The sequence below is a fragment of the Pseudacidovorax sp. DMC4 genome, assembly GCF_056314265.1.
This window is the reverse complement of sequence record NZ_JBQUYR010000021.1, coordinates 58,362-77,269: the sequence shown is the minus strand read 5'-3', so window position 1 is coordinate 77,269 and position 18,908 is coordinate 58,362. Positions and strand designations below refer to the sequence as shown.

The window sequence follows — 18,908 nt, the reverse complement described above, 5'->3', positions numbered from 1 at the left end:
CAGCGCATGCGACGTCGCCAGGTTCCTTATCGACGCTCGGCGCAGGGATGGGGTGATGACTCAGGGTGTCGGTCGGTGGGGTCTGAAGCTACCGCCGATGCTTGTCGATGTCCCTACATCCCGGCTCCTCGCCCTTTCTTACGGTTTGGTTGATGGGAGCCAAACCATACAAGCCTGTCGAAGCCTCACCCAGCAAGGTGGAACCGAGGCAGGTGAGGACGGCCCGCCTTTGAGCCGCGCGCCGCTCTGCCCTTAGACGAGTTCAGGGCGAACGGAGTGAGGACTTGGACGGACGAACCCGGCAGCTGAGGCGCAGCGTCGAGGCGGAGGATGGCGGTGTGCGTGCGGAGGAGCCATTCGCGGCGCCGTGCAGTGTCCCAAGCACGTCGGTGTAGAGCGAGCACCCGTCCCGTGCAGCAAGTCGGTCAGCGCGAGCGTGCACCGGGAGCGCGCATGCCGACGTCCTCTGCCGGGTTACCGTCCCGGCGACGCGGCCACCGCAGCCAGGCAACTGACCGCCCAGTGCAGGACTCAGCGCCGCGCCGGCACCACCGCCGCCAGCTGCTCGCGCAACCACCGGTGCGCCGCATCCTGCTGGTGGCGCAGATGCCACACCATGTACATCGGCAACGGCGGACAGGCGACCGGCACCGCCGCGCTGGCGAACTCGCGCATCAGTCCCTCACCCAGCAGCCCCGGCACCGTCGCCAGCAATGAAGTGCCGCGCAGGAAGGCCGGCAGACCCGCGAAGCCCGGTACCGTGACCACAAAATGCCGCTCGATGCCTCGCGCCGCCAGCGCCTCGTCCAGCGCCATGCGCCGCTGGGGCGGATAGACCACCGTGGCATGGTCCGCGGCCAGCCATTCGCGCCGCGTGGCCGGCGCCTCGCGCACGGCCGGGTCGTAGAAGACGCGCCAGCGGTCCTCGAACAGGCGCTTCTGCACGATGTCGCTGCCCTCGGGCGGGCGCGGGCTGACCACCAGCTGGCACTGGCCGCTGCGCAGCATCTCGGCCGTGGGCACGTCCGAGGGCAGCACGCGCAGCACCAGCCCCGGCGCCTGCGCCCGCAGCCGCGCGGCCAGCGGCACCAGCAGCACCTCGCGCTGGAAATCGTTGGCGGCGATGGTGAGCGCGCCGCGCCAGGCCGCCGGATCGAAGCGCGCATGCCGCGCAAAGGCCTGCAGCTGCGCCAGCAGCTCGCGCGCCTGCGGCGCCAGCGCCTGCGCATGGGCCGTCGGCACGATCCCGCGGCCCGACTTGACGAACAACGGGTCACCCGTGATGGCGCGCAGCTTGTCCAGCAGATGGCTCACCGCCGACTGCGTGACACCCAGGCGCTGCGCCGCGCCGGTGATGGAACCCGTCTCCACCACCGCCACCAGCAGGCGCAGCAGCCGGGCATCCAGATCCGACCAATCGAAATCGCTCATGCGATCCATGATGATCCATCGGTTTATCTTTGGCAACGGCAGGCGAATACTGGCGGCCTTCCTTCACCACGGGATCGACGAGGAGACCGCATGACCACCCCCACGCCAGGGCCCATCGAGGGCACCACCCTGTTCGACGGCGATCAGGCCCGCAAGGGCTACGCGCTCAACAAGATGTGCTTCTCCTTCAACGAAGAAGCCAATCGCCAGGCCTTCCTGGCCGACGAGGAGGGCTACATGCGCCGCTATGGCCTCAATGCCGAGCAGGCCGCGGCCATCCGCGCGCGCAACGTGCTGCAGCTGATCGCTGCGGGCGGCAATGCCTACTACCTGGCCAAGTTCGCGGGCATCTTCAAGCTGGACATGCAGGACATCGGCGCCCAGCAGACCGGCCTCTCCAAGGACGAATTCAAGGCCCGGCTCGTCGCAGCCAACTTCCAGTAACACAAACCCGGAGACATTCCATGGCCACGATCATCGGCGGCGTCGGCACCTCGCACATCCCCGCCATCGGCAACGCGATCCACAAGGGCCTGCAGGCCGAGCCCTACTGGAAGCCCTTCTTCGACGGCTACCCGCCCGTGCACGACTGGCTGGCGACGGCGCGGCCCGACGTGGTGGTCATGTTCTACAACGACCACGGGCTCAACTTCTTCCTCGACAAGATGCCCACCTTCGCCGTCGGCGCGGCGTCGCAATACCCCTCGGCCGACGAGGGCTGGGGCATTCCGGCGCAGCCGCCGGTGGGGGGCGAGCCGGCGCTGTCGTGGCAGCTGATCAACACGCTCGGCGAGCGCGACTTCGACATCGTCAGCTGCCAGGAGATGCTGGTCGACCATGCCTGCACCCTGCCGCTCAAGCTGCTGTGGCCGCAGGGCGACTGGCCGGTGACGATCGTGCCGGTGTGCATCAACACGGTGCAGTTCCCGTTGCCCAAGGCCAGCCGCGTCTATGCGCTGGGCAAGGCCGTCGGCGAGGCGGTGGCGGCCTGGGGCGAGGACCGGCGCGTGCTCTTCGTCGCCTCGGGCGGGCTATCGCACCAGCTGGACGGCACGCGCGCCGGCCACATCAACAAGCGCTTCGACCTGCAGTTCATGGACAGCCTGCTCACCAACCCGGAATGGGCCACGCAGTTCTCGATTCACGAGATCGTCGAGAAGGCCGGCACCCAGGGCGTGGAGCTGCTGATGTGGCTGGCCATGCGCGGGGCGCTCACCGCCGCAGGCCCGTCGGTGCGCAAGGTGCACGCCAACTACCACCTGCCGATCTCGAACACCGCAACGGCGCTGCTGGCGCTGGAGACGGCCTGACGCGCGCGGCCCCGCCATCGGGGGCCGCCAGAAAGAAAGAGCCCCATGAATAAAAGCCCGCGGGCAATCGCCTCGCAGGCCTTTTGGTTGGGGCTGCCCCGCTTACTTGCTGGCCGTGCGGTGCAGTTCGGACTCCGGCACCGTCTTGAGCTCGCCCGGCAACGAGGCGATGTACTGGGCCAACTGCTTGAGTTCGGCGTTGCTGTAGGGCTTGACCTGCGTGCCCATGACCGCGTTGGAGCGGCCGACGAGGGGGTGGCTGGTCTTGTAGGCCTTGAGCGCCACGAAGAGATAGTCGCCGTACTGGCCGGCCAGCTTGGGCACGGTGACGTCATTGGGGGTGTTGAAGTTGGCGCCGTGGCACTTGGTGCAGCTGTTGTCGGCATTGCGGGCGATCAGGGCCTGGACCTTGTCGCTGGGTGCCGCGGCATTGGCCGGCGGCGCCGCCCCGTCGTTCAGCCCCAGGGCCGAGTAGTAGGCGGCCAGGTCGGCGATGTCCTGCTCGGTGAGGGTGTCGGCGATGGCCCGCATGGTCGGGTGCTTGCGGTCGCCGCCCTTGTAGGCGGTGAGCGCCGCGGTGATGTAGCCGGCGCTCTGGCCCGCGATCTTGGGCACCTTGTGCACCTCGGGGAAGCTGGCCTGGTAGCCCACGATGCCGTGGCAGCCCACGCACATGGCCACCTTCTTCGCACCGTTGTCGGCATTGCCCGTCACCTTCTGCGCGGAGGCCACGCTGGTCACGCAAGCGACAGCGAGGGCAAACATCGTGGTCAACAGCTTGTTCATTTTGCGCGCAAAATCTCGTGAGGACTTGGGGGATCGGCGGGCGATTATAGGAAGCCGACCCTTGCGCCGACCCGCTGGAAAGCCCTGATCGCACGTGCATCGGGCGCACCTTTCTCCCGCTTTTCCCCACTGCAAGCCATCCATGAAATTCAAGGGTTCCGACAACTACGTCGCCACGCAGGACCTGATGCTGGCGGTCAACGCCTCCATCACCCTCAAGCGCCCGCTGCTGGTCAAGGGCGAGCCGGGCACCGGCAAAACCATGCTGGCCGAGGAAGTCGCCAGCGCGCTGGGCCTGCCGCTGCTGCAGTGGCACATCAAGTCCACCACGAAGGCGCAGCAGGGCCTGTACGAGTATGACGCCGTCAGCCGCCTGCGCGATTCGCAACTGGGCGACGAGCGGGTCAAGGACATCCACAACTACATCGTCAAGGGCGTGCTGTGGCAGGCCTTCACCGCCGACGAGCCGGTGGCGCTGCTGATCGACGAGATCGACAAGGCCGACATCGAATTCCCCAACGACCTGCTGCGCGAGCTGGACCGGATGGAGTTCTACTGCTACGAGACGCGCCAGCTCATCAAGGCCAAGCACCGGCCGGTGGTGTTCATCACCTCCAACAACGAGAAGGAGCTGCCCGACGCCTTCCTGCGCCGCTGCTTCTTCCACTACATCAAGTTCCCCGACGCCGAAACGATGCGCCGCATCGTCGAGGTGCATTTCCCCGACCTCAAGCAGGAACTGCTGGCCGCGGCGATGAAGACCTTCTACGACGTGCGCGGCCTGCCCGGCCTGAAGAAGAAGCCGTCGACCTCGGAGCTGCTGGACTGGCTCAAGCTGCTGGTCGCCGAGGACATCCCGCTGCAGGCCCTGCAGAGCAAGGACGAGAAGGTCGCCGTGCCCCCGCTGGTGGGCGCGCTGCTCAAGAACGAACAGGACGTGACCCTGTTCGAGAAGCTGGTGTTCATGCAGCGCAACAATCGCTGATCGGCCTGCGCCGCTGCAACGACCGTCCTGCCCACCTGCCAAGCTGCCATGGCCTTCGTCGACCCCGTTGAACTGAGCGAGCGCGGCGTGCGTCTGGTGCCCCTCGCGCCCGCACACGAGTCGGGCCTGGCAGCCGCTGCCGCCGACGGCGAACTCTGGAACATCCGCGTCACCTCGGTGCCCGAGCCCGAGAACACCGCCACCTACATCGCCCAGGCCCTGAAGATGCGCGAGGACGGCAGCCGCCTGGCCTTCGCCGTGCTCGACGAGGCCAGCGGCACGGTGCTCGGCACCACCAGCTACCACGACATCGTGCCCACCATCCGCCGGGTGGAGATCGGCTACACCTGGTATGCCAAGCGGGTGCAGCGCACGCATGTCAACACGACCTGCAAGTTCCTGCTGCTGCGCCATGCCTTCGAGACGCTCCAGTGCCATGTGGTGGGCTGGCGCACCGACAACTTCAACTTCGCCAGCCAGCGCGCCATCGAGCGCCTGGGCGCGAAGAAGGACGGCGTGATCCGCGGCCACGCCCTGCGCCGCGACGGGACGATCCGCGACACCGTGATGTACAGCCTGCGCACCGGCGAGTGGCCGGAGGTGAAGGCGCAGCTGCTGTACCTGATGGACAAACCCCGTCTTGCCTCAGGAGGCTGACATGAGCGCACTCCCGAAAGAAATCGCCCAACTCGGTGTGCACGAGAAGCTGCAACTCGTCGAGGATCTGTGGGACAGCATCGACCAGGACCTCATGCCGCCGCTGAGCGAAGAACTCAAGGCAGAGCTCGACCGTCGCTGGGCGTGGGTTCAGGCAAATCCCGGCACCGCATGCACGCCCGCCGAACTCGCCGCATCGCTGGGCGTCCGGCTCTGAATCGATGCAGTTCGAAGTGCATCTCGAGAAGCCTGCGCAACAAGACCTGCGCATGGCCTTCGAGTGGTACGAAGCGAAGCAAACGGGCCTTGGCGCCGAACTCCTGCGCAGCGTCGCCGCTTTGGTGGAATTGCTTTCGCGCGATCCGCAGCGCTTCCGCCACGGGCCTGGCGCCTATCGCAGCGCCAAGCTGCGCCGCTTTCCCTACGCCATGCACTATCGGATCGAAGGCCAGCATGTCCATGTGCTGGCGTGCGTCCATTTCCGCCAGAGTCCCGAGCGCTGGCCAGGAGCCTGACCCATGCTGATCGACTTCTTCTACACCCTGCGCGCGGCCAAGCTGCCCGTGTCGGTCAAGGAATACCTCACGCTGCTGGAGGCCCTGCAGGCCGACGTGGTGGGCCCGAACTCGGACGATGCCTTCGGCATGGACGACTTCTACTACCTCAGCCGCACCGCGCTGGTGAAGGACGAGAAGCACTACGACAAGTTCGACCGCGCCTTCGCCGCCTACTTCAAGGGCGTGGAGATGCTCACAGACTTCACCAAGGAAGTGCCGCTGGACTGGCTGCGCCAGGTGCTGGAGAAGGAGCTCACGCCCGAGCAGAAGGCCGCCATCGAAAAGATGGGCTGGGACGAGCTGATGGAGACGCTCAAGAAGCGCCTGGAGGAGCAGAGGGAGCGCCACGAGGGCGGCAGCAAGTGGATCGGCACCGGCGGCACCTCGCCCTTCGGCAACGGCGGCTACAACCCCCAGGGCATCCGCATCGGCGGGGTCGGCAAGAACAAGAGCGCCGTCAAGGTGTGGGAGCAGCGCGCGTACAAGGACTACGACGACACCCAGGAGCTGGGCACGCGCAACATCAAGATGGCGCTGCGCCGGCTGCGCCGCTTCGCGCGCGAGGGGCATGAAGACGAGCTGGACCTGGACCAGACCATCAGCCGCACCGCCGCCAATGCCGGCTACCTCGACATCAAGATGCGGCCCGAGCGGCACAACAACGTCAAGGTGCTGCTGCTGATGGATGTGGGCGGCACCATGGACGAGCACGTCGCACGCGTCGAAGAACTCTTCTCGGCCGTCAAGACCGAGTTCAAGCACCTGGAGTTCTATTACTTCCACAACTGCGTCTACGACTTCATGTGGAAGAACAACCGCCGCCGCTTCAGCGAGAAGTTCGCGACCTGGGACATCATCCGCAAGTACAACAAGGACTACAAGCTGGTGTTCGTGGGCGACGCGACCATGAGCCCCTACGAGATCCTGCAGCCCGGCGGCAGCGTGGAATACAACAACGAGGAGCCCGGCGCCGAATGGCTGCAGCGCCTGACGCACGCCTTCCCCAAGTTCGCCTGGATCAACCCCGAGCCGCAGGGCGTGTGGCAATACCGCCAGAGCATCTCGGTGATCCAGCAGCTGATGTCGCAGCGCATGTTCCCGCTGACGCTCAAGGGGCTGGAAGACGCGATGCGGCTGCTGTCGAAGTAGCACAAGGCCGCCGAACTCGCATCGGCAAGCCCCCGCAGGACGGGCGGCATTCCGACATGGCGGCCTCGAGGCCGATGCCAGAATGCTGCCCATGCCCAGGGTGGATTCCCGTCGACCGACGCCGGCACGCACGCCGGCGTTTCTTTTTGTGCTGCTGCTTCTCGGTGCCCTGCTGCTGCAGGGCTGCAGCCTGCTGTCCGGCCGGCACAAGGACGACAAGGCGGGCGCCGACGACGCGCCGTCGGCCCTCACGAGCAACGGCACAGACGCCTCGGGCGGGCGGCACGGCTTCAACGTGCGCGTCGAAGGTCCCGCCGAAGCCCGCGAACTGCTGGAGCAGCACCTGGAGCTGCAGCGCTACCGCCGCCTGGACGACCTGCAGCTGGCCGAAATCTCCCGCCTGATGGTGGCCGCCGACGCCAATGCGCGCGAGCTGCTGGGCACGCTGGGCTACTTCACGCCCACGCTCAAGATGGAACTGGTGGACCTGCCGGCCGACGCCGCCGTGCCCTACGAGGTGCGCATCCAGGTCGATCCGGGCCCGCGCACCAAGGTGACGGCAGCCCAGGTGGACTTCGCCGGCCCCATCGCCACCGCCACCGACGAGAAGACCGCCGCCCAGCGCAAGGCCATCCGCGACGGCTGGACCTTGTCGCCCGGCCAGGACTTCACCCAGTCGACCTGGGACGGCGCCAAGAACACCGGCCTGCGCAAGCTGGTGGCGCAGCGCTTTCCCACCGGCAGCATCTCGCTGAGCCGCGCCGACATCGACGCCGATGCCGGCACAGCCCGGCTGTCGGTCACCTACCAGTCGGGCCCCGCCTACCGCTTCGGCCCCCTGGAAGTGCGCGGCGCCGAGCGCTACAGCGTGGACGGCGCGCGGCGCATCGCACGCGTGCCCTCCGGCCAGCCCTACGACCAGCAGGAACTGCTCGATGCCCAGGCCCGCATGGCCAGCAGCGGCTACTACGACTCGGTCTTCCTCACGCTGGACACCGATGCCGACCCGCAGGCCGCCACCGTGGTCGCCCAGGTGCGCGAGGCCAAGCTCCAGAAGATCGTGCTGGGGGCGGGCTTCACCTCCGACTCCGGGCCGCGGCTGTCGGCCGACCACATCCACAACCAGATGCCGCTGCTGGGCTGGCGCGCGGTGACCAAGCTCTCGGTGGACCGCGACACGCGCTCGCTCAACAGCGAATGGAGCGCGATTCCCGGCGACGACGGCTGGCGCTGGATCACCTCGGGCGAACTCAAGCAGGACCTGTCGGGCGACTACGAGGTCGACAGCGGCCGAGCCCGCTTCGGCCGCAGCAAGTCCGACCCGAAGATCGACCGGGCCTACTACCTGCAGTACGACTACGCGCTCAACCGCGGCCTGGGTGCGCCACCCTCGGCCTCGGCATTGAGCGCCAACTGGTCCTGGACCGGCCGCTACTTCGACGACGCCGGCGCGCCGCGCCGAGGCTGGGGCCTGGGCCTGGAGCTGGGCGCCGGCTACACCTTGAGCGGCGCCCAGCGGCCCTTCACCCGCGCCGACGTGCGCTCGCTCTACATCCTGCCGCTGGGCAGCGTGTCCGAAGGCGACGCCCCCGGCCTGGCGCGCCAGTCGCGTCTGGCGCTGCGGGCACAGGTCGGCGCCGTGACGGCCAAGGACGATGCGCAGATCCCCTCCACCCTGCTCTTCCTGACCGGCGGCGACACCAGCGTGCGCGGCTACGCCTACCGCTCCATCGGCACCACCAATGCGAGCGGCGCCACCGTGGCCGGCCGCTACCTGGCCGTGCTGAGCGCCGAATGGCAGAAGCCGCTGGTCTTCAACAACAAGGTCTCGGCCTGGGAGAGCGTGGTCTTCGTCGATGCCGGCAGCGTGGCCGACCAGGTGAGCCAGCTCAACAAGCCGCAGGTGGGCGTGGGCTTCGGCGCCCGCTGGCGCAGCCCGGTGGGGCCGGTGCAGGCCGATCTGGGCTATGGCGTGGAGACACGCAAGTTCCGGCTGCACCTGCGCCTGGGATTCAGCTTCTGACGACATCGTGAGCACCGACACGCCGCCCTCCCCGACGCCGGACCGCCCGTCGATGACGCCGGGTGCGTCCAAGCCCCGCACCCGCTCCCGCACGCGCCGAGTGCTGCGCGGCCTGGCCTGGACCGTTGTCGCCCTGCTCGCCCTCGTGCTGGTGCTGCTGGGCGGCGCCTGGTGGTGGACCGGCAGCGACAGCTCGCTGGCCACCGTGCTTGCTCGGGCCGCCCGTTACCTGCCCGCCGGCCAGACGCTGGAGACGCAGGCGGTGACCGGCTCGCTGCGCAAGGGCGGCCGCATCGGCCTGCTGCGCTACCGCACGCCCGAGCTCACGGTCGAAGTGCACCAGGCCGAGATCGGCTGGCAGCTGCGCCCGCTGTTCGACCGCCGGGTGCAGCTGGGCGAAGTGCGTGCCGCGCAGGTGCTCATCGAGGCCAAGCCAGCCCCCGCGGATGCGCCCAAGAAGCCGCTGCAACCGTTGGAGCGCCTCGTGCTGCCGGTGGAAGTGGATGTGCCCTTCCGCATCGGCGAAGTCCGCTGGGCCGGACCGCCGCCGGTGGTGGCGCAGCAGTTGGCCGGCCGTTACCGCTACCAGAAGGCCCAGCACCAGCTCGACCTGGAGGGCGTGGACATCGAAGGCGGCCACTACAGCGGCCAGGTGCAGCTGCAGGGCGACGGGCCGATGGCGCTGAACGCAGCGCTCCAGGGCCGTCTGCAGGCACCGCTGGGCGACGGCCGCACCCTGCCCGTGCAAGCCATGGCCACCGCCAAGGGCAACCTGGCGGGCGCCAATGCACGGCTGGCCGTGCAGGCCGAAGCCCGCGCCGAGCAGGCCGACGAGAAGGCCGGCGCGCTGTATGCCAAGCTCGATGCCCATCTGGCGCCCTGGGCGCCGCAGCCGGTCATCGATGCCCTGGCCACGCTGCGCGACGTCAACGTCGCCACCTTCTGGCAGGCCGGCCCCCTCACACGCCTGAGCGGCGAGGTCGCCGTGCAACCCGACGCCCAGACCGGCGAACAGGCCTGGCGCCTGCGCGCCGACCTGCGCAATGCCATGCCCGGGCCCTGGGACAAACAGCGCCTGCCGGTGGAGCGCCTGCGCGCCCGCATTGGCTACGCCGGTCCGGCGGACGGCACCTGGACGGTGGACGAGGCCCATGTCGAGGCGGGCCATGGCCGCATCGACGCCCAGGGCAGCTGGAAACCCGCGCCGGCCCCCTGGCAGGTGCAGGCCCGCATCGACGGCGTGCGGCCTGGCGAACTGCACACCGCGCTTGAAGGCGGTGCCATCAGCGGCCCGGTGACTGCGCGCCAGGAAGGCGATGTGCTGCGCTTCGACACCGACCTGCGCGCCCAGGGCGGCCGTGCCAGCGCCCAGGGCCTGCAGGGCTTCGGCCTGGAACGTCTGCTGGCCAAGGGCCAGTACAACCTGCGCACGCAGCTGGCCGAGCTGCCGACCCTTCGTGTGGAGGCCGAGGGCGCCAGCATCGAGGGTCAGGTGCGCGCCCGTGTCGCCGAGCAGGCCGGCAGCGGCGATCTGCGCCTGGTGCTGCCCGGCGTCAACGCAAGGCTGCAGGCCGACATGGCGCCAATCCGCGGCACCGGCCAAGCCGAGGTCACGCTGCAGGATGCCGCCCGGCTGCAAGCCTGGCTCAAGAAACTGCCCGGCCTGTCCAACATCGACAAGGCCATCACGGCCGAAGGTGGTGCGCGCCTGGATGCCCACTGGAGCGGTGGGTGGCGCAGCTTCCAGGAACGGATCGCCAAGCCGACGGCGCCGCTGCCCCGTGGGAGCGCTGAACCCACGGTCAACGCCAGGCTGAGCACGCCGCAATTGCTGCTCAAGCCTGGCCCGGGCGCGGACGGCACGCGACCTGCTCCCATCCAGCTGACGACCTTCTCCGCCACGGTTGACGGCAGCCTGGCCCGCGCCAGCCTCGCGCTGTCGGGCGAAGTGCGTCAGGGCGAGCGCCGGGCACGGCTCGACACCACCGCAAGCGGCGGCCTCGAAGCCGCCGGCCAATGGCGACTGGCGCTGGCCCGCCTGCGCGCCGACCTCGACGACGGCGGCCGTGGCGACACGCCCTGGGTGCTGGAACTGGGCCAGGGCTTCGAGACCCGCGTGCGCCAATCCGGCGACCGACTGCAGGTGGAGACCACCGCCGGCAGCGCCACCGTGCGTGGTCCGGTGCCCGGCACCGTGCGGCTGTCGTGGGAGCCGATCCGCCTCAGCTCAGGCAATAACGGCGTGCAACTGCAGACCAAGGGCCGCCTGCAGGGCCTGCCCATGACCTGGAGCCGCGCCTTCGGCGGCGACACCAGCCTGCGCGAGCTGGGCATCAGCGGCGACCTGGTCTTCGATGGCGACTGGGACATCGCCGCCCTCGACCAGTTGCGCGCCCGCGTGCGCCTGGGCCGTGCCAGCGGCGACCTGCGCGTGCAGGCCGGCGAGGCCGCCCTGGTGCGCAAGCTCGAAAGCCACGGCACCGGCGCGCCCGGCGAGATCAAGACCGACTCCAGCGACAGCGCGCCCTCCACCCCTGCCGGCCTGCGCCAGGCCGAGCTGCGCCTGGACGCCGAAGGCGACACCGTGCGCGCCAGCCTGGACTGGGACAGCCAGCGTGCCGGCCGCATCCAGGCCAATGCCTCCACCCGCCTGCAGCGCCAGGGCGAAGGCTGGCAGTGGCCGACGGACGCCCCGCTGGCCGGCCGGCTGCAGGCCAGCCTGCCGCAATTGGGCGTCTGGTCCATGCTGGCGCCGCCGGGCTGGCGCATTGCCGGCACGCTGGAGGCCGACGCCACCCTGGCCGGCCAACGCAACGACCCGCGCTGGAACGGCACCGTCCGCGCCGACCAGCTGGCGCTGAAGGCCGCGGTCGAGGGCCTGGACCTGCGCGACGGCCGTCTGCGCGCCACGCTCGCGGGCAACCGCGTGGTGATCGAGGAATTCCGCCTTCAGGGCGGCCCCGGCAGCCGGGTGCGCATCCCCGGCCGCAGCGGCAACCTGAGCACCGCCTCCAGCCAGGCCGCGCAGGACGGCGGCAGCCTGTCGATGAGCGGCGAGCTGCGCTGGGGCCCGGCCAGCGCGGGCCGCTCGGGGCTGTCGATGTCGATGCGCGGCGAGATCCGCAGCCTGCGCGCGCTGGTGCGCTCCGACCGGCAGCTCACGCTCTCGGGCCAGCTGCAGGCCGGCCTGCAGGACGGGCAGATCCGCCTGCGCGGCGACCTCACGGCCGACCGCGCCGTGATCATCCTGCCCGACGAAAGCGCGCCCGGCCTGGGCAGCGACGTGGTGGTGCATTCCGCCGCCCGCGACGCCCAGGAACGCAAGAAGGCCGAGGCGGCCGAGGTGTCGCCGCAGCAGCCGACCACGGCCAGGCCGCCGGACATCCAGGTGAGCTTCGACCTGGGCCGCGACTTCGCGGTGCAGGGCCGCGGCATCACCACGCGGCTGGAAGGCAAGCTGGACATCCGCGCCACCAGCACCACCGCGCCGCCGCGCGTGACCGGCGAGATCCGCACCGTGCAGGGCCAGTACCGCGCCTACGGCCAGGCGCTGGACGTGGAAAGCGGCATCGTCCGCTTCAACGGTCCCGTGGACAACCCGCAGCTGGACATCCTGGCCCTGCGACCCAACATCAGCCAGCGCGCGGGCGTGCAGATCACCGGCTCGGCGCAGGCGCCGCGGGTCAAGCTCTATTCCGACCCGCCGCTGTCGGACGCCGAGGTGCTGTCGTGGGTGGTGCTGGGCCGGGCCTCCGCCGCCAGCGGTGGCGAGGCGCAGCTGATGCAGCAGGCCGCCCTGGCGCTGCTGGGCCGCCTGGGCGCGGGCGGCGAAGGCGGCAGCCTGGCCAGCCGCTTCGGTCTGGACGAGATCGGCTTCAAGGGCGGCGGCAACGGCGACGTGGCCGGCTCGGCCATCACGCTGGGCAAGCGGCTCTCGGACGACTTCTACGTGACCTACGAGCGCAGCCTGGCGGGCACCCTGGGCACGATCTACTTCTTCTACGACCTCACGCGCAACCTGACGCTGCGCGGGCAGGCGGGGATTCAGAGCGGGATCGACCTGATCTACACGGTGCAGTACGACTGACGGGCGCGTGCAGAGCACGGCAGTCGAGGGGCAGGAAGACCCGTCAGCGGGACGGCGCAAACCCGACCTTGCCCGTGCGCAGGCGATAGACCTTGCCCACGCCTACCGTCGCGACATACAGCGTGCCCGCCTCCGGGCCGCGACCGAAGCCCACGTTGACGGGGCTTTCACGGTTCGGCAGGGTGAGTCGCGCCACCAGGGCGCCGTCCGGCGTCATCACGTAGATACCGGGCCCCGACGGCGCACTCGGCAGGGCGAGATAGAGGTTGCCATCCACATCCGTCGTCATGCCGTCCACGCAGCCGGCCTTCTCCAGGTCGAGCAAGACGCGGGGTGCCCCCGGTCGGCCGGCGGCATCGAGCGCATACGCCACCAGCCCGCCCGCCCCCGTGCGGTCCAGGGCCGGCTTGCCCTGCTCGCCGAGCGCATTGGTCCCGGGATCGCAGTGGCCCACGTACAAGGTCTGTCCGTCCGGCGACAGCTCGACGCCGTTCATCTTGGCGTCGTTGCCGAGGATGCGCGACACCGGCCACAGGCCCTTCGCATTGGCCTCGGGCGGATCGAGCCGGTAGACGGCATTGATCCGCTGTTCGATGGTCTCGGGTCCGAACAGGCGAAGGTCCGAGAAGAAGATGCGGCCGGCGCGATCAATCGCCACATCGTTCGGTGCATTGAACTGCCGGTTCTCGTGGAAATACGCAACCACGCGGTAGCTGCCGCTGCGCAGGTCGGTCACTGAGACGCGACGGCCGCCGTAGTCGGCCCCTTCCGCGGCGATCAGCCGATCCTGCGCGTCGATGGCCAAGCCGGCGGCCATGTTGCTGGGCTCGCGGAAGATGCGCGGCGTGCCACCGGGCGGCACCACCCAGATGCGACCGCCCTGCACACCGGCCGCATCGCTGCAGCCGACCGAGCGTGTGATCTCGGTGAAGTAGACGCTGCCGTCGGACGCACTGGCGATGCCTTCCATCACGCCGCAGCCGCCCGCGTGAACCAGCTCGAAGGAAGGTGCGGGAAAGAACTCCTGCTGGCGCGCCGGTGCGGCATCGCCGATTTGGCTCAGCCGCATGGGCGCCGTTTGCGCATGGGCCTGCAGCGCCAGCACGAGCCCCGCCAGCAGAATCATCGGTCGCATGTCATGTCTCCTTGTTCTCGGCGTTCAGGCGTGGCGTTGGAGGAAGGGCAGGACATGCCGCAGCACCTCGTCCGGTGCCTCCTCGGCCATCAGGTGACCGCAGTCGATGGCCGCACCCTCGACGTGGTCGGCCCAGGCCCGCCAGGTCTCGACCGGATCCGGTGCGCCTGCGCTCGATGCAGACCACAGCACCTGCAGGGGGCACGCGATGCAGCGGCCCGCCGCGAGATCGTCGCGGTCGTGCTGCAGGTCGATCGAGGCCGCCGCGCGGTAGTCCTCGACCATGGCATGTCGCACCGACTCCTTGGCGAATGCCCGGTGGTACTCGGCCAATGCCTCGGGCGTGACGGCGTCGACCTTGAGCACCGCATTGCGCAGCGCCCAGTCCAGGAAGTAGCCCGGATCGGCGCGCAGCATGCGCTCGGGCAGGTCGAAGGGTTGCGCGAACAGGTACCAGTGGAAGGCCTTGAGCCCGAAGGCCATGCCGGCGCGCTGCCACATCGTCTCGGTCGGGACCACCGTCAACGAAACGAAGGCGCTGACAGCCTCCGGACGATCCAGGCACAGGCGATAGCCGACGCGCGCGCCGCGGTCGTGGCCCATGACCGCGAAGCGTTCATGGCCAAGGGCATTCATCACGGCCACTTGATCGCCCGCCAGCGTGCGCTTGCAGTGACGGATGTGCAGCGGATCGCCGCCCGGCCCGACGCTGTCGCCGTAGCCGCGCAGATCCGGGGCCACGACGGTGAAATGCCGCGCCAGCGTCGGCGCGATGCGGTGCCAGGCCACATGGGTCTGCGGATACCCATGCAGCAGCAGCAGCGGCGGCCCGCTGCCGCCCACCTCTGCATGGATGGTTGCGTCACCGAGTGCGAAGCGACGCACGTCGAAACCTGGAAAGAAAGGCGTGCTCATCGCTGGTCTTCGTCGAAGAAGAAATCGGCCATCGCTTCGAGCTGCTCGTCCATCATGTGCCGGCCCGGCACGACGCGCGCACCGAGTTGCCGTGCATGCGCCAACAGCGGCGTGATGGACGGCTCCATGATGACCTCGGCCACCGTGTGGCCGGGCAGGATGGCCGACGGCGCGATGGGCAGTGGATCATCGGGCCGCATGCCCGCGGGCGTCGCATTCACGACGAGATCGCGCGGACTGGCAGCGTCCCACCGGCCGGCGGCATGCCCAAGCGCACGCAGGCGATCGACCAGGGCAAGCTGCTTCGTCTCGTCGACGTCGTGCACGTCGATGGCCGCCGCGCCCGCCGCGGCCAGCGACAAGGCAATCGCGCAGCCCGCCCCACCCGCACCGACCAGGCCCACGCGCCGGCCCTCGACGTCGAAGCCGCTGCGTAACAGCCCGCGCAGAAAGCCGGCACCGTCGAGCAGGTCGCCTTGCCAACCGTGCGGGGTGCGCCGGACCACGTTCACGGCGCGCGCCCGCTGCGCGGCCGGCAGCAGTTCCATCGACAGCGCAGCCACGCGCTGCTTGTGCGGCACGGTGACGACGATGCCCGCGAAGTTGTGCACCACATGCAGGGCGTCGAGCAGGCTGCCTACCGCCTCTCCCCGCACATGCATCGGCACCAGCACCGCGTTCGTTCCCCGAGCCTGAAGGAGGCGCGTCAGTGGCAGCGGCGCCTTCACCTGGACAACGGGGTCTCCGATGATGCCGAGCACGACGGTGCGGCCGTCGAGCCGCAACCCCTCCCAGCTTTCATTCGTGGTCATGGCCATGTCCTTGCAGGAAGTGATGGGCGCTGCGCCAGGCGGCGGCGGCGCGCGAATGGATGTCGAGCGTGGCCGTGCGGATCGCACTCGGCGACTCCACCGACAGCACCGCGTCGTCGCCCAGGTAAGGCAGCAGACGATGGACCGGCAACACACCCTCGCCGGCAAAGAGCCGGTGGGCCCGGCCCTCTTCGCTGGCCGACAGGCCGGGATGCCGCTGGGCGGGTGCGTCGTTGATCTGCATGAAGTGGTGGTCGATGGACGGGTCCGCCATGTCTTCCGGCGTGCAGCCTGCGCGGAAGAAATGCAGCGCGTCGACCACCACGCGCACCGCATCGTGCGCGAATGGCCGGACCAGTTCCCGGGCCACCTGCAGCGAGCGCGCCGCCGTGTAGACCATGAACTCGAGGCCGAGATTCAGGCCGTGCGAGGCGGCACGCTCGGCCAGCATGCCGATGTGGGCCGTGGCGCGGCCGGTGTCGACGTCGTCCACGTTCACCATCAGCCGCCGTGCGCCCAGCGCCTGGGCCGAAGCCAGGACGCCGTCGAACGCCCGCGCGTCGAACGCAGGCCCGATGCGCACGATCTCGACATCGTGTACCTCGATCCCCAGGTCGTGAAGGCGAGCGAGCGTCTCGCGCAGCATCGGGCCGCCCTCGTGCATGGGAAAGGGCGCCTCGCCGGGACGCGCTGGATGCAGCCGCATCCCGACGCCGCGAAACCCCGCCGCATGGGCCGCCTCCACCAGTTGCGGCGGCGACGCATCGAGCATGCCCAGGTGCGCGAGCGAGAGCGCGAAGCTCATGCCGGCACCGCCGCGCGCGCCTGGCGCAGCGGCACGCCCTGTGCCGTCAGCGCCGCCTGCAGCCGCTTCAGGTCCACGTTGCGCGGCAGCACGTTGTGGTCGGCCGCCAGCGCTGCGGCCGTGCCGGCGGCCTGGCCGGTGAGCCAGCACTGGGGAATCTCCCGCAGGAAGCCGTGGGAGTTCGCATCGCAGGCGATGTGCTTGCCCGCCGCCAGCACGCCGTCCAGCGTCTCGGGCACGAGCGCACCGTAGGGCACGGAGATGTTGGGAAAGCGCGGCGACGGGCTGGGACTGATGCCGATCTCGTCGGGCTCGATGGCACCGGCGTCCCACGTACCGCGAAGCACCCGCTTCACGCCCACCAGCCGGCGTCCGTGGCGCGTACCGATCTGCGGTGCCATGAGCATGATCCAGGCGCGCTCGAAACCCGGTGCATGTGCGCGGTAGAACGCCAGATGGTCTTCCATGCTCCGGCGCGATTCCCATTCGACCTGCGTCATGTCGTCGACATCGAGCGCGCTGAAGCCGGCCTTGCGCGGACCGAGGAAGGTGGCGACGTCGTTGCGCCACGAGACGAGGGGCTTCTCGAAGCTGCCGACCGTCTCGCGACCGCGCGCCATGAACGCGGCAAAGGCCTCGGGCTCGTGGGCGCGGAAGTCGAGCCAGCGCTGCATGTCCACGCCCGCGTACAGCCAGGAGGTGTTGATGCAGTGATGGATCTCGCGCGCGTCGATGTCCGAGTCGTAGGCCGCACCGGCCGCGGCATAGAGGTCGCCCTCGCCCGTCGTGTCGACGACCACGTGGGCCAGGATCGCGCGGCGGCCCTGCTTGCTCTCGAAGATGGCGCCGGTCACGCGGCCGTCGTCGACCACCGGCGCGACCATCCAGGCGTGCAGGATCAGGTCGACGCCCGCCTCGCGCACCATCTGGTGGTACACGCCCTTCAGCCGCTCGGGATCGATGGTCGGCGAATGGGTGACCACGCCGTGGAAGGCCGCGGTGCGCAGCGCCCAGTGCGCGGCCTGGTCCGGATCCTTCGATCCCCACGCCTCGCGCGGCGGCCCCGCGACGGCATCGGCACCCAGTCGCTCCATGATCTCGGCGGCAAGCCCCTGGATCACCGGCTCGCCCTCCCAGTCGCTCATCCGGTCGATCCAGATCACGAGGCCGCCGGTGGAGAGGCCGCCAAGGTGGTTGTAGCGTTCGAGCAGCACCACCCGCGCGCCGGAACGCGCAGCGGCAACCGCGGCCGCGACGCCGGACGGGCCGCCGCCCAGCACCAGCACGTCGCAGCGTGTGTGCACCGGCGTGTGCCGTGCGGCCTCGGCGATGTGGCCTTGCGGCGCACGCTGCGTGCGCTGGCTCTGGCGCAGGTTGACGTCGGATTGGAAGAAGTGGCGGTCTTCCGCGGTGAGGGTTCCCATCGTGCAGCTTTCGAGAAGGAGAAGTGGATGTCAGGCGGCCAGTTCGCGAAGGAGCGCGCTCAAGGGCCCGGGGGCGGTCACCATCGCGTCATGGCCGGTCGCGAGCTTTCGCGTCTGCCAGCCCGCGTCCGCGCGCACGCGGGCCTTGGTCGGCTCCAGCGTGGCGATCGGATCGACGGTGCATTCGATGTAGGTCTTTGGCAGGCCGTTGCCCAAGGAGGACTTGAGCTGCAGCGGCTGCAGGTAGGTGCCCACGGGTTGCGGCGTCATGCGGCGCTGGACCCATGCTGCATCGGCCGCAGCCGTGACCCCGAATGCCGACGGCGGCAGCGCAGGCGCCGCGCCCACGCCGGCACCGGTCTCACGGATGGTCTTCATACGCTGGTCGACCACGGACTGCGGGAAGTCCGAGAACAGGCTCTTGCCGGATTCGAGAAGCAGCGAATCCAGGAACACCAGCTGCCTCAGCCGGGCGCGCGCACGATCGGCGACGCCGGAGATGACGATGCCGGCGTAGCTGTGGCCCACCAGCACCACGTCTTCCAGCTCCTCGTACTCGAGCAGGTTGACGATGTCGTCGATGTGCGTGTCGAGGTTGACCTGGGGCGACAGGAGGTGCCGGCGCTCGCCGAGCCCCGTGAGCGTCGGCGTGAAGACCAGATGTCCCGCGGCGCGCAGTGACGCCGCCACGTGCTTCCAGCACCAGCCGCCGTGCCAGGCCCCATGCACGAGGACGAAGGGGGGTGAATCCGAGCGCGCCGAAGCGCGCAGCGGGCCGGCGAGGCTGGCTGCGGCCAGGCCGACAGCGAAGAGATCTCTGCGTTGCATGTCC

The 18,908-nt window shown here is 69.6% G+C and carries 17 protein-coding genes; 9 read left to right on the top strand and 8 right to left on the bottom strand.

Annotated elements, in window-relative coordinates:
* Nucleotides 1-531 precede the first annotated feature (531 nt).
* Nucleotides 532-1,440: a LysR family transcriptional regulator gene (locus tag ACT54X_RS27565; protein WP_476349759.1), complete on the bottom strand. Its 909-nt coding sequence runs from the start codon at nucleotides 1,438-1,440 to the stop codon at nucleotides 532-534.
* Between the two features lie 81 nt (nucleotides 1,441-1,521).
* Here ACT54X_RS27565 and ACT54X_RS27560 point away from each other — a divergent pair, with 81 nt between their 5' ends.
* Both ACT54X_RS27560 and ACT54X_RS27555 read left to right on the top strand, forming a co-directional pair.
* The gene (locus ACT54X_RS27560; RefSeq protein WP_294378173.1) at nucleotides 1,522-1,875 is read left to right on the top strand and encodes a protocatechuate 4,5-dioxygenase subunit alpha; all 354 of its coding nucleotides are present in this window, start codon (nucleotides 1,522-1,524) and stop codon (nucleotides 1,873-1,875) included.
* Nucleotides 1,876-1,895: 20 nt separating this feature from the next.
* Nucleotides 1,896-2,741, top strand: coding sequence for a class III extradiol dioxygenase family protein (locus ACT54X_RS27555; RefSeq protein WP_476349757.1), 846 nt, complete (start codon nucleotides 1,896-1,898; stop codon nucleotides 2,739-2,741).
* Nucleotides 2,742-2,843: 102 nt separating this feature from the next.
* Here ACT54X_RS27555 and ACT54X_RS27550 read toward each other — a convergent pair whose 3' ends face one another.
* Complete coding sequence (locus ACT54X_RS27550) at nucleotides 2,844-3,527, bottom strand: c-type cytochrome (RefSeq protein WP_294378166.1); 684 nt, start codon at nucleotides 3,525-3,527, stop codon at nucleotides 2,844-2,846.
* Nucleotides 3,528-3,669: 142 nt separating this feature from the next.
* Between ACT54X_RS27550 and ACT54X_RS27545 the strand changes: the two genes are divergently transcribed.
* The 7 genes from ACT54X_RS27545 (at nucleotide 3,670) to ACT54X_RS27515 (ending at nucleotide 12,985) form a co-directional block, all read left to right on the top strand.
* Entirely contained in the window at nucleotides 3,670-4,512 is an 843-nt protein-coding gene (locus ACT54X_RS27545) for an AAA family ATPase (RefSeq protein WP_017759645.1), read from the top strand.
* A gap of 48 nt (nucleotides 4,513-4,560) precedes the next feature.
* A complete protein-coding gene (locus ACT54X_RS27540; protein WP_294378160.1) occupies nucleotides 4,561-5,169 on the top strand; it encodes a GNAT family N-acetyltransferase in 609 nt (202 codons plus the stop codon).
* Between the two features lies 1 nt (nucleotide 5,170).
* On the top strand, nucleotides 5,171-5,386 hold the full coding sequence (locus tag ACT54X_RS27535; protein ID WP_294378157.1) for an addiction module protein: 216 nt from the start codon (nucleotides 5,171-5,173) through the stop codon (nucleotides 5,384-5,386).
* Nucleotides 5,387-5,390: 4 nt separating this feature from the next.
* Nucleotides 5,391-5,684 carry a type II toxin-antitoxin system RelE/ParE family toxin gene (locus ACT54X_RS27530; RefSeq protein WP_017759648.1) on the top strand — a complete coding sequence of 98 codons (294 nt, stop codon included), beginning with the start codon at nucleotides 5,391-5,393 and terminating at the stop codon, nucleotides 5,682-5,684.
* A 3-nt stretch (nucleotides 5,685-5,687) separates the two neighbouring features.
* Complete coding sequence (locus tag ACT54X_RS27525; protein WP_294378153.1) at nucleotides 5,688-6,875, top strand: vWA domain-containing protein; 1,188 nt, start codon at nucleotides 5,688-5,690, stop codon at nucleotides 6,873-6,875.
* 91 nt (nucleotides 6,876-6,966) lie between these two features.
* Nucleotides 6,967-8,898, top strand: a complete 1,932-nt coding sequence (locus ACT54X_RS27520) for an autotransporter assembly complex protein TamA (protein WP_476349753.1) — start codon at nucleotides 6,967-6,969, stop codon at nucleotides 8,896-8,898.
* A 7-nt stretch (nucleotides 8,899-8,905) separates the two neighbouring features.
* On the top strand, nucleotides 8,906-12,985 hold the full coding sequence (locus ACT54X_RS27515) for a translocation/assembly module TamB domain-containing protein (protein WP_476349751.1): 4,080 nt from the start codon (nucleotides 8,906-8,908) through the stop codon (nucleotides 12,983-12,985).
* A gap of 43 nt (nucleotides 12,986-13,028) precedes the next feature.
* On the opposite strand, the gene ACT54X_RS27510 is transcribed toward ACT54X_RS27515, so the two are convergent.
* The 6 genes from ACT54X_RS27510 to ACT54X_RS27485 are packed head-to-tail and all read right to left on the bottom strand — an operon-like array spanning nucleotide 13,029 to nucleotide 18,904.
* Nucleotides 13,029-14,120: an SMP-30/gluconolactonase/LRE family protein gene (locus tag ACT54X_RS27510; protein WP_476349749.1), complete on the bottom strand. Its 1,092-nt coding sequence runs from the start codon at nucleotides 14,118-14,120 to the stop codon at nucleotides 13,029-13,031.
* A 24-nt stretch (nucleotides 14,121-14,144) separates the two neighbouring features.
* Nucleotides 14,145-15,035, bottom strand: a complete 891-nt coding sequence (locus ACT54X_RS27505; protein ID WP_476349747.1) for an alpha/beta fold hydrolase — start codon at nucleotides 15,033-15,035, stop codon at nucleotides 14,145-14,147.
* A complete protein-coding gene (locus tag ACT54X_RS27500) occupies nucleotides 15,032-15,847 on the bottom strand; it encodes a shikimate dehydrogenase family protein (protein ID WP_476349745.1) in 816 nt (271 codons plus the stop codon). Before ACT54X_RS27500 ends, ACT54X_RS27505 begins: the two co-directional genes overlap by 4 nt.
* Entirely contained in the window at nucleotides 15,834-16,652 is an 819-nt protein-coding gene (locus tag ACT54X_RS27495) for a sugar phosphate isomerase/epimerase family protein (RefSeq protein ID WP_476349743.1), read from the bottom strand. The genes ACT54X_RS27500 and ACT54X_RS27495 overlap by 14 nt, the downstream gene beginning before the upstream one ends.
* The gene (locus ACT54X_RS27490) at nucleotides 16,649-18,076 is read right to left on the bottom strand and encodes an FAD-dependent oxidoreductase (RefSeq protein WP_294378137.1); all 1,428 of its coding nucleotides are present in this window, start codon (nucleotides 18,074-18,076) and stop codon (nucleotides 16,649-16,651) included. Before ACT54X_RS27490 ends, ACT54X_RS27495 begins: the two co-directional genes overlap by 4 nt.
* Nucleotides 18,077-18,106: 30 nt before the next feature.
* Nucleotides 18,107-18,904 carry an alpha/beta fold hydrolase gene (locus ACT54X_RS27485; RefSeq protein WP_294378135.1) on the bottom strand — a complete coding sequence of 266 codons (798 nt, stop codon included), beginning with the start codon at nucleotides 18,902-18,904 and terminating at the stop codon, nucleotides 18,107-18,109.
* Nucleotides 18,905-18,908 lie beyond the last annotated feature (4 nt).